Raw genomic sequence first — 10,627 nt, 5'->3', positions numbered from 1 at the left:
CGGCTCTGTTGAATTCCTTCCAGACAACGACAATCACGACTGTTTGTACTGCCTTCGTTAGGTTATGGAGGATCACTTTGATCTTGATCTCTTTGACCTGGTACCAGTATTTTCGTGCCTTTAGTTCCTCGCCGAATCTTCTTTTGAGCACGGAGAAGGCTGTTTCGACCTTGTTTCGCTCCCGATATCGTTCATCGTCGAAGTTGGCGTACATTTCCTGGCGATAGGTCCCGGATCGGATCCTTCCCTGCCAGGTTCTGACCGGGATGACCGAATCAGCACCCAGTTCTTCCCGAATCTGGCGATGCAAGGTCTCCGCATCGTATCCTTTATCCATGACATAGCATGCAGTTTTTCTGACCCGTTGGCACTGTCTCAACAGTGGTACGGCATGATTGACATCGTGTACGGGGTGTTGGGAGATTTTGACACACAAGATCACCTGCTTGTGGGTGTCCACAGCAATCGAGGTTTTCAGGAAGTTCTTTCGCGTTTTACCCGTTCTCCAGGAGTAGTAGTGACTGGCATACGCGCTGGTGAACCCTGAAGCATCGATGGCCGTTAGGGGGATTATATCTCCTGTTGAATAAAAAAGTAAAAGGGTCTTCTTGAGCATTCTCGTGAAGATTACGGAGGGAATCCGGGTCATGAACTTGTGGATGGTCGAATAGTGGGGTACCCGCTCGAGCTGAAGCAGGTCTCTGATCGGTTCCAGCAGTTCAACGAGATCCACTGTGTCCCGATAATTGGTGCCCAGAACCTCACGCACGAGCAGGATTGTCATAAGTTGGTGCTGAGTATACGTTTTCCGGGAGTATTTACAGGAATAGAGCGGTAAATGTGAAGATCGTACGGTGGTGAGGATCGCTTTAGTAAGGTTGATATAGCCATTCGTCGACACTAACTCTGCTCCTTGTTGTTGGTTTCGTCATTAACACAAGGAGCAACGGTTTTATAGATCTTTCCCCTCAGATGGAGCCGACCCTCGACTAGAGGGTTTCAACAGAGCCGTACATTGTCTCACGCGCCTACCTCTCCGATTTCACCGGGCCGATCGATACCATCCGAAATACGATCATCGTTGTCGTCCTCGCATCCATCGCCATCGGTGTCGCGATATCCATCCTCTTTGGCCGGTCGATCTCTGAACCTCTGCAACAGGTCGTGCTGATGCTCAAAGAGCTCCGCAACGGGCATCTCTCCGCCCGGCTCAACATCAAGCGGCAGGACGAAATCGGGGTCATGGCCGCCACGATGGATGAGTTCGCAAGCGATCTCCAGACGAACGTCGTCGGGAACTTAAAAAAGATCGCCCTCGGGGAGTATGTCCCCGAATTTCCGGTCATCGACGAGGGCGATGAGATCCGTCCTGCGCTCGCGATGATGGTCCAGGCGCTCGACCATCTCCATAAGGAGACGATCAAACTTACGGATGCCGCCCGTGCAGGAGACCTCTCGATCCGCGGTGATGAAAGAGCATTCCGCGGCGGTTACCGGAGGATTATCGCCGGGTTCAATAAGACTCTCGAATCGATAACCGAGCCCGTGAACGAGGCGATGCGGCTTGCCAGGTACTACGCTTCGGGGGACTTTACAGCCCGGTTCGACGAGAAGATCCCGGTTGCCGGCGAGTTCGTCGCCTACCGCGACGCACTCAATACCATCGGGATCGAGCTCTCCCGGCTGATGAAGTTGATCAGTGAGGAGCTCTACGAAGGAATTTCGGTCCTATCGCTTGCATCGAACGAGATCCTGGCGGTCACGAATCAACTCTCCGCGGCCAGTTCACAGACGGCGGCAACGGTGAACGAGACCTCGGATGCCGTCGAGAACGTCAGAAAGAAGACCGAACTCGTGAACCTGAAGGCAAAAATGGTCTCCGAGAAGGCAATCCGGGCGCTCGACGTCTCAAAGGACGGTCAGAAATCGGTCCGGGAGATTCTGGACGGTATGAACCGGATCCAGCAGCAGATGGATATCATCCGGGCAAACGTAATCCGGCTCTCGGAGCAGAGCCAGGCGGTCGGCGAGATCATTGCAACGGTGACCGATATCTCCGAGCAGTCCAACCTGCTCGCGGTAAACGCCTCCATCGAAGCTGCAAAGGCCGGAGAGTTCGGGAGAGGGTTTGCGGTCGTCGCAAACGAGATCCATAACCTTGCCGAGCAGTCGAAGAAAGCGACCGCGAATATTCGGGTCATCCTCACCGACATCCAGCGTGGGATCTCCTCGACCGAGGTCTCGACCGAGCAGGGGACCCGATCTGTTGCGAATGCGGTCCGGCTGACGAGCAACGCCCAGGAGGCGATCGAGGTGCTCACCCAATCGATAGCCGACTCCTCAAAGGAGGTCATCGAGATCGCGGCGTCGATCCAGACACAGGCCTCAGAAGTTGACCAGATCTCCCGGGCAATGGAGAAGATCCGCGATGCCGCACAGAAGAACCTTGAGATCACGCATAAGGCAGAAAAGACCGCAGAAGACCTGCACGAACTCGGCGCCCGCTTAAAGAGGATCACCCAGCAGTATCAGGTTTAAAGACAATCATGGCCGGATCGGAAGACACGTTTCGTGCCCGCCTCCTCGAAACATTCCGCGAGGAGGCGGACGAATATCTGGATTCGATTACCGAGGGGCTTATCGAGCTCGAGAAGACCGGACCGACGTCCGAACTGATCGAATCGGTCTACCGCAAGACTCACAGCCTCAAAGGGGCGGCGCGTGCGGTCAACCTCCGCGAGATCGAGTCCATCTGCCAGAACCTCGAGACCGTCTTCGCCCGGATGAAACGGGGCGAGTATATACCCGGGGCAGACGACTTCGACCTCTTTTTCCGGACGCTCGCGGTGGTAAAAGCGCTTCTTTTGGGAGAGAGGCCGCTGGTTCCGCCGGGCGAGATCGTCAAAGCCCTCCGTGCCCTCCCCCTCGAAAAGGAGGGGGTCGGGGGGGCAGATCCAGCCGTCCAGGAGAGTCGCGTTCCCGGCGATGAACCGATCGCGGAGGGAAAGATCAGCGGCACGGTCAGGATTGCGGCCCAGAAACTCGACCGGCTCATCGCCGGAGCCGACGACCTCCTCACGACACGGCTCTTTATTACGCAGCGGATACGGGAACTCGAGGAGATGGTGTCCCGTTTCTCTCTCTGGCAGTGGAACCACACCCAAGCGTTCAACGACCTGCACCTGATCCGCAGGAAGGTCTTCGGTGAAGAGAAAGAGGCGATTCCTCCCGATCTCATCCAGCCGCTCCAGCGCGTGGTCGAGTTCCTGGAGTACAACCGTGAGTTTGTGACCTACCTCCAGTACGATCTCGCAACGCATCTGCGTGCGATGGAGATCGATCGGTCGGCGCTTGAGGCGAGCACCACCGAGATCTCCGACCAGATCCGGGATGCCGCGCTGCTCCCGGCCTCAAACATGCTTGCACCGTTCTCTGCGTTTGTGCGGGAGTTCTCCCGGACATCGGGCAAATTGGTCGATCTTGAGATCGAAGGAGGGGAGATAGAGGTGGACCGACGCATCCTCGACGCCCTCAGAGAGCCCATCATGCATCTCGTACGAAACAGCATCGACCACGGGATCGAAGACCCAAATATCCGGGCCGCGCAGAAGAAACCGATCAAGGGCACCGTCTGGATCCGGGTCTCTCCCCGCTCCGGAAGCAGGGTCGCGATCGAGGTGGCCGACGATGGTGCCGGCATCGACAGCGCCGCGATCCGGCGCACCGCCGTCGAGAACGGGGTGATAACCGAGAGCGAGAGTGCAGCCCTCATCGACAGCGAGGCGATCTGGCTCATCTTCAGATCGGGGATGACGACGAGCCGGATCGTCACCGACCTCTCCGGGAGGGGGCTAGGGCTTGCGATCGTGGAGGACACCGTATCCCGCCTCGGGGGAGAGGTGACGGTCTCCTCGGCGGTCGGGAAGGGGACCACGATCACCCTGACCGTCCCGGTGCGGATGGCCACCCTCCGTGGGCTGCTCGTCCGGTCGGAGAAGCAGATCTACGTCCTTCCCATGCAGCAGGTAAAGCAGGTCCTCAGGGTGCGCTCAAAAGACCTGATCCCGGGCGTAGGCCATCCGAGAGTCAAGATCGGCCTAGAGACGATCGAGGTCTTCCGGCTCACCGATCTCCTGGGGATCCCCTCATCCGATCCTCCGCACGGGAAAACGCTTCAAACGCCCATCGTCGTGATCGCCTACGGAGCAGGGCAGATCGCGTGCATGGTCGACGAGGTGATCCGGGTGCAGGAGATCGTCGTCCGGCCGCTCGGGAGCCAGCTTCGCTCCGTTCGGAGGGTTGAAGGAGCCGTTATCCTCGGTGACGGAACCGTGGCGCTCGTCCTCGACCCGCTTGAACTCATCCAGGACGCGACACAGGCAGAGCGTCCGGCGAGGCGGACGGCACTCCCGGGTGAAGAGAGGCGCCGGATCCTCGTCGTGGAAGACTCGGTCACATCCCGGCTCTTGCTGCAGACGATCCTCGAAGGGGCCGGATATCACGTAGAGACCGCCACAGACGGTATCGATGCACTCGCAAAGCTTAAGCAACATGAGTATGATATGCTCGTTTCAGACGTAGATATGCCCCGGATGGACGGGGTTACGCTCACCAAGAAGATCCGTACCGGGGACCTGCACCTTGCCGACCTCCCGGTGGTGCTGATCACCTCGCTCGACTCGCCTGAAGACCGGGAGCAGGGGCGGGCGGCAGGGGCGGATGCCTACCTGGTCAAGAGCAACTTTGAGAGAGATGATTTCGTCGAGACGATTCACCGCCTGATGCATCGTCGCCGACGGTGGAGATAACGGAGAGACGAGATGCAAGAGTTACAGAAGAGAGAGCCGATGAGCATCCTGGTCGTGGAAGACAGTCGGACGCAGGCCGAGTTACTCCGACACATGCTTGAGGAGGAGGGTTATGACGTCACCCTGGCGGCGGATGGTGAGGTGGCGCTCCGGAGGATGGAGGCGGGACGGCCCGATATCGTGCTCACCGATATCCTGATGCCGGGAATGGACGGGTATGAACTCTGCCGCAGGATCAAGCAGATTTATCCGGGGATACCGGTCATCCTGGTCACCAATCTCTTTGATCCGGCCGACGTCCTGCGTGGCCTCGCCGCCGGGGCGGACAGTTTCATCGTCAAACCGGTCGAGCCCGGACTACTCCGCTCCCAGATCGAGGCCGTCATACGGGCGGCGGCGATGCCCGACCATGACGACGAGTCACCGGGGCTTAAAGTCCCCTTCGCCGGGAGCACCTACACAATCACGGCAGGGAAACTCCGGATCTTGAATACGCTTCTTTCGACCTACTCCATCGCGGTGGCGAAGAACGCCGAACTCCAGGAGGCGCAGGAGCAACTGCACTCCATAAATGAACAACTCCAGGCGACCGTGGAGGATCTCTCCCGCAGCAACGAGAGTCTTGAAGCGGAGATCCTGGAACGGAAACGCGTTGAAGCGGCGCTCGCGGACGCAAACAAGAAACTCCAGCTCATGGCAAGCATCACCCGTCACGACCTCTTAAATCAGCTTGCAGCGCTGGACGGATACCTGGATCTCGCACTCATGCTGCGCGAGCGGGATCCGGCGAATGCGTGGAAGCACATCGAGAGCGCCGGCGGGATGGTGAACCGGATCAGCAACACACTCCGGTTCACCGCCGACTACCAGAAGGTGGGTGCTGCCTCCCCCGCCTGGCAGGAGATCAGGACGCTCGTGGAACAATCCATTCAGAACACCCTACGGATCTCGGTGAATCTTATAAACAACGTTCCTCCGGACCTTGAGGTCTACGCCGATCCGCTCATCGGGCGGGTCTTCTCAAACCTGATTGAGAACTCCATCCGCCACGGAGTGAGGGTCACGACCATCACCTTCAGTCTTGAGCGGGATGGGGATGGATACATCATCCTCTACGAGGACGACGGCGTCGGGGTCGCGGCAGACGAGAAGGAGAAGATATTTTCATACGCATACGGCATGAACACCGGCCTCGGTCTCTTTTTAGCACGGGAGATCCTCGCCATCACCGGGATAACAATCCGGGAGACCGGAACCCCCGGCGTGGGAGCGCGGTTCGAACTCCTCTGCCCGGGGGAAGTGATCTGTGCAGGGTGAGTATGCGCCTGCGGGACTCACTATGAAGATCGGAAAACCCTTCGCCAGGGCCCGAAACCGGATTGCAGCCATTACCATCCTTGCAGCGCTCACCCTCGGCGGAAACCTGCTCGGCCTGCTCCTCGGCGCCCCACCGGGTCTCCTCCCCTCCCTCCCGCTCAGCATCCCGATCATCCTCGCGAGTTACTGGTATCCCCGACGGGGAACGCTCTTTGCGCTGGGCCTTGCGGCCGTCTATGCGGTCACGGTCTTCCTCCTCTCCCCGCCCGATCCCCTGCTCCCGTTCACCATCCTCCCCCGTGCGGTCTTCCTCGTCCTGGTCGGCGGGGTGGTCGCGCTCCTCACAACCAGGCTCCGGGAGTCCGAACAGCAGATGCAGGATATCATCGAGTTTCTGCCGGATGCAACGTTCGCCATCGATCGTGAAGGAAAGGTCATCGCCTGGAACCGCGCGATCGAGGAGATGACCGGGGTAAAAAAGGAGGCCGTGCTCAACCGGGGCAACTACGAGCATGCCATACCATTCTACGGCAAACGACAGCCGCTCCTTGCGGATAAGATCCTCCAGGGCGAGGCCGGGGATCGAAAGATCCTCGTCTCAGAGACGACCATTCCCCACTTCCGGGACGGCAATGGAGCGCATATTCGTTTTACAGCGGCCCCACTCCTTGATGCAAACGGCAACGTCGCAGGAGCCATCGAGTCGATCCGGGACGTGAGCGATCAGGTCATGATGGAGACCGCGCTCAAGAACGCCAGTCATCAACTCAATACTCTTGCCGGGATCCTGCGCACCGACCTTGCAAACCGGCTTGCAGTCCTCTACGGCCACCTCTCGGTAGGTGTGATGAAGTTTGACGATCCCGCAGTCCTCTCCTTTATCGACGACCTGCACGATGCTGCAAACGGCATCCGGCGCCAGATCGAGATCTCGAGGGCATTCCGCGAGATCGGGCGACTGCCGCCGGCATGGATGCCCGTGCAGGAGACCGTCAGGAAAGCGGCCGTGGGCCTCTCGTTCGGGAGCGTCTCACTCGAAACATGGACCGAGCGGCTCGAAGTCTTCGCCGACCCGCATCTAGAGACGGTCTTTACCCACCTCCTTGAGAACGCTCTCGCACCGGGGATTGGGGCGAGTCGGATCGTCGTCACCTACCACCTGCGCCCGGACGGCTGCGCAATCGTCGTCGAAGACGACGGAACCGGCATTCCCTACCCGGAGAAGGAGAAACTCTTTGTCCAGCGGGAAGAGAGTTTCGGGCACGGGCTCTTCCTCGCCCACGAGATCCTCGCCATCACCGGGATAACAATCCGGGAGACCGGGATCCCCGGTGAGGGAGCGAAGTTCGAGATCCTCATCCCGCCTGGAGGCTACCGATTCTCCGAGACAAGCCAAACGGTGGAAGACCCGCAACCCGGATCTCACCTGGTGGTTCGGGAGCTCAGGAGTCCTGAGTTTGCGCTTGCAAACGATGTCTGGCGGGACTACCACGGCGTGACCGCAGACCCGACCCGGGACAGGATCTTTGCAACCTTTTGCGGGGAGCGGATCGTCTCTCTCGCCCGGTGCAGGAGGCATTCCGACGGCAGCATGGAGGTCGACGGCGTCTTCACGCCTGAGCCCTGCCGCGGCAGGGGGTATTCCCGCATGGCGGTGGCCGCTCTCGTCGTGGCCTGCCACAACGACGACCTCTACATGTACGCGGTCGAGAGCCTCGCCGGGTTTTATGCGGAGTTCGGGTTCGTCTCGATACCGGAACGCGACCTCCCCTCCCCCATCCGGGAGCGCTATACCTGGGCGGCGGGGAATATGGAAGGCGCAGAGATCCGGCCGATGCACCGGAGAGCCGGGTTGTAGATCTTAGGGCACAACCCTTATCCCCTGCGGCCAGAGAATACCAAAAAGAGGAGCCGATACCCTATGGCAGACGTCTATTTCGCAAACCTCAGGGCGAGAAGTCACCATGAGAGCAAAGTCGAGAAGATCCGCCGCCTCTTCGATGCAGCCGATTTCGATGCGGTGATCCGGCCCGACGATCTTACGGCCATCAAACTGCACGTCGGAGAGCGGGGGTGCGACACCTACATCCACCCGGTCTTTGCCCGGCAGGTGATTGATAAGGTGAAGGAGCGTGGGGCTCACCCGTTCATCACCGACACCGCCACCCTGTATGCGGGGAGCCGCGCAGATGCCGTCAGGCATACCGTCACCGCCATCGAGCACGGGTTTGCGTACGCAGTCGTCGGCGCCCCGGTCATCATCGCCGACGGTCTCCGGGGCCGCTACTGGCGTGAGGTCCCGATCGGCGGGAAGCATTTTGAGAGCGTCCGGATTGCGGGAAGCATCCTCGATGCCGACAGCATGCTCGTCCTCTCTCACGTCAAGGGCCACGACCTTGCCGGGTTCGGGGGGGCTATCAAGAACCTGGCGATGGGCTGCGCCCCACCGTCGGGGAAGGCGGAGCAGCATGCCGGTCGGCCGATTGTGGAGAGCGAGCGCTGCGGAGGGTGCGGGAAGTGCACCCGGGTCTGCCCGCAGGCGGCGATGACCCTCGCCGACGGGCGGGCGATCCTCAACCCGGAGCACTGTGTCGGGTGCGGCGACTGCATGCGGGCCTGTCCAACAGGCGCGATCGAGTTCGACTGGAGAACAGAGATCCGGCCGTTCCTCGAACGGCTCTGTGAGTATGCCCTCGGTGCCGTTCACGATAAACCCGGGAGGGTCGGCTACATCAACTTCCTCCTCGGCATCACTCCCGACTGCGACTGCGTCCCCTGGAGCGACGCTGTGATCGTCCCGGATATCGGGATCCTCGCCTCGACCGACCCGGTCGCGATCGACCACGCGAGCCTCGACCTCGTCAACAGCGAGCGCGGAATTCCCAAAACGGCGCTCGAGAAGAACCTCTCCCCCGGTGAGGACAAATTTAAGGGCGTCTGGGACTACACAGATAGTAACTACCAGATCGAGTACGCAGCCGCTATCGGGCTTGGAGATGCCGACTACCGGCTGATCGAGGTGTGAAATGGCGACAGGAAAAGTGATACTGCTCTGCGGGAGCCCGCGGCTAGAGGGAAACACCGCACAGGTGCTCGCCGAATGCGCAAAGGTCATCGAAGCCGAGGGGCTTGAGACTGAAACCGTACTGCTTGCAGAAAAGAAGATCCTCTCCTGCACGGCCTGCGGGCTCTGTTCCAACGGGGAGTGCGCTCTCGACGACGACTTAAACGAGATCATCGAGAAACTCCGGGGAGCGGAGGGATTCATCGTCGGAACCCCGGTCTACTTCGGGACCGCCCGGGGTGACGTTATGGCGGCGCTGCAGCGGATCGGGATGGTCTCAATGGCCTCCGACGGGTTCCTCTCCCGGATGGTGGGCGGCCCGATCGCCGTGGCGCGGCGCGGCGGACATACCGCAACGCTCCAGGAACTGCTGATGTTTTACCTGATCAACGATATGATCGTGCCGGGCTCGACCTACTGGAACATGGTCTTTGGCTGGGCCCCGGGTGAGGCCCTGACCGATGAGGAAGGGATGCGAACGGTCCGGCGGTTCGCCGAGAACGTGGCATATTTGATCAAAAAGTTGCACTGATAGGGCATCTCAAAAGAAGAACCTTTTTTAGTCTGCCCGGAAGAGGGATCACCATGGATCTTTCGTCTGAAATGATCAGCCCGGATGTCGCGAACACGGCACCACTGACCCGGCGGGAGATCGCAGAACTTCTGCCGGAGGTTCCGGACTGGAGATTTGAAGACGGTCGACTCTGCGCCCGGTTTGCCTGCAGGGAGTTTTCCGAAGCCCTGAGCTTGCTCTGCGAGATCGCCGCGTTTGCCGCGCGGGAGCGTCACCTCCCGGATATCGGGGTCCGCGAGAACCGGTATGTGGATGTGGCCTGGTACACCTACGCCATCGGCGGGCTCTCCAGAAACGATTTCATCATGGCCGCACGACTCTCCAAACGGTTCCGATCCCGGGAGGGCGGGGGCCTTTAGCCGATCTCAAAAGCCCGCGCAACCTTCGATCTGATGGTCTCTTTCGGAAGCGCACCGACCACCCGGTCGACAAGCGCGCCGTTTGCGAAGAAGAGGAGCGTCGGTATTGCCGATATACCAAAGCGCATGGCCACCCGGGAGTTCTGGTCGACATTGCACTTGCAAAAAGTCACCCTGCCGGCGAAGTCACGCGCAAGTTCCTCGATAATCGGGGCCACCATCCGACAGGGGCCGCACCATTCCGCCCAGACGTCGACAACAACGAACGGATGATCCCGTATAGTCTTTTGAAACGTATCGTCCGTGATCTCGATAACACCCGCCTGTTTGCCAAGGAGGCGAGCCTCCATCTCCCGGAGGCGCTCTTCCCGGAGACGCTGCAGTTCATCGTCCGTCGGTTCTCTCTCTACCATAGACTGCAGGTATGGTAAACGGCCCTATTAAAAATTGCGCGAGAATTCCCGGAATTCGCGGGGCGAAGACGTAAGGGCGATTGCCGGGCTCT

At 59.8% G+C, this 10,627-nt stretch carries 9 protein-coding genes; 7 read left to right on the top strand and 2 right to left on the bottom strand.

Going from position 1 to position 10,627, the window contains the following annotated elements; genetic code table 11:
• On the bottom strand, positions 1-901 hold a 901-nt coding region (locus MCUTH_RS08820), incomplete at its 3' end, for an IS5 family transposase (RefSeq protein WP_066958191.1).
• A gap of 113 nt (positions 902-1,014) precedes the next feature.
• Between MCUTH_RS08820 and MCUTH_RS08815 the strand changes: the two genes are divergently transcribed.
• From MCUTH_RS08815 to MCUTH_RS08785, 7 genes are all read left to right on the top strand, one after another.
• The gene (locus MCUTH_RS08815; protein ID WP_318010073.1) at positions 1,015-2,538 is read left to right on the top strand and encodes a methyl-accepting chemotaxis protein; all 1,524 of its coding nucleotides are present in this window, start codon (positions 1,015-1,017) and stop codon (positions 2,536-2,538) included.
• A gap of 8 nt (positions 2,539-2,546) precedes the next feature.
• On the top strand, positions 2,547-4,808 hold the full coding sequence (locus MCUTH_RS08810) for a hybrid sensor histidine kinase/response regulator (protein WP_066958152.1): 2,262 nt from the start codon (positions 2,547-2,549) through the stop codon (positions 4,806-4,808).
• 12 nt (positions 4,809-4,820) lie between these two features.
• A complete protein-coding gene (locus tag MCUTH_RS08805; protein WP_066958150.1) occupies positions 4,821-6,125 on the top strand; it encodes an ATP-binding response regulator in 1,305 nt (434 codons plus the stop codon).
• A gap of 22 nt (positions 6,126-6,147) precedes the next feature.
• Positions 6,148-7,983, top strand: a complete 1,836-nt coding sequence (locus MCUTH_RS08800; RefSeq protein WP_066958145.1) for a PAS domain S-box protein — start codon at positions 6,148-6,150, stop codon at positions 7,981-7,983.
• A 63-nt stretch (positions 7,984-8,046) separates the two neighbouring features.
• Positions 8,047-9,150, top strand: a complete 1,104-nt coding sequence (locus tag MCUTH_RS08795; protein ID WP_066958144.1) for a DUF362 domain-containing protein — start codon at positions 8,047-8,049, stop codon at positions 9,148-9,150.
• 1 nt (position 9,151) lies between these two features.
• Positions 9,152-9,721, top strand: a complete 570-nt coding sequence (locus tag MCUTH_RS08790) for a flavodoxin family protein (protein ID WP_066958142.1) — start codon at positions 9,152-9,154, stop codon at positions 9,719-9,721.
• Between the two features lie 53 nt (positions 9,722-9,774).
• The gene (locus MCUTH_RS08785; protein WP_066958141.1) at positions 9,775-10,122 is read left to right on the top strand and encodes a 4a-hydroxytetrahydrobiopterin dehydratase; all 348 of its coding nucleotides are present in this window, start codon (positions 9,775-9,777) and stop codon (positions 10,120-10,122) included.
• Here the strand turns inward: MCUTH_RS08785 and trxA are convergent.
• The gene (gene trxA, locus MCUTH_RS08780) at positions 10,119-10,535 is read right to left on the bottom strand and encodes a thioredoxin (RefSeq protein WP_066958139.1); all 417 of its coding nucleotides are present in this window, start codon (positions 10,533-10,535) and stop codon (positions 10,119-10,121) included. The two genes, MCUTH_RS08785 and trxA, sit on opposite strands and share 4 nt — an antisense overlap.
• Between the last annotated feature and the right edge of the window lie 92 nt (positions 10,536-10,627).

The sequence above is a fragment of the Methanoculleus thermophilus genome, assembly GCF_001571405.1.
Lineage (GTDB): Archaea > Halobacteriota > Methanomicrobia > Methanomicrobiales > Methanoculleaceae > Methanoculleus > Methanoculleus thermophilus.
This window is presented reverse-complemented; position numbering and strand designations above follow the sequence as displayed.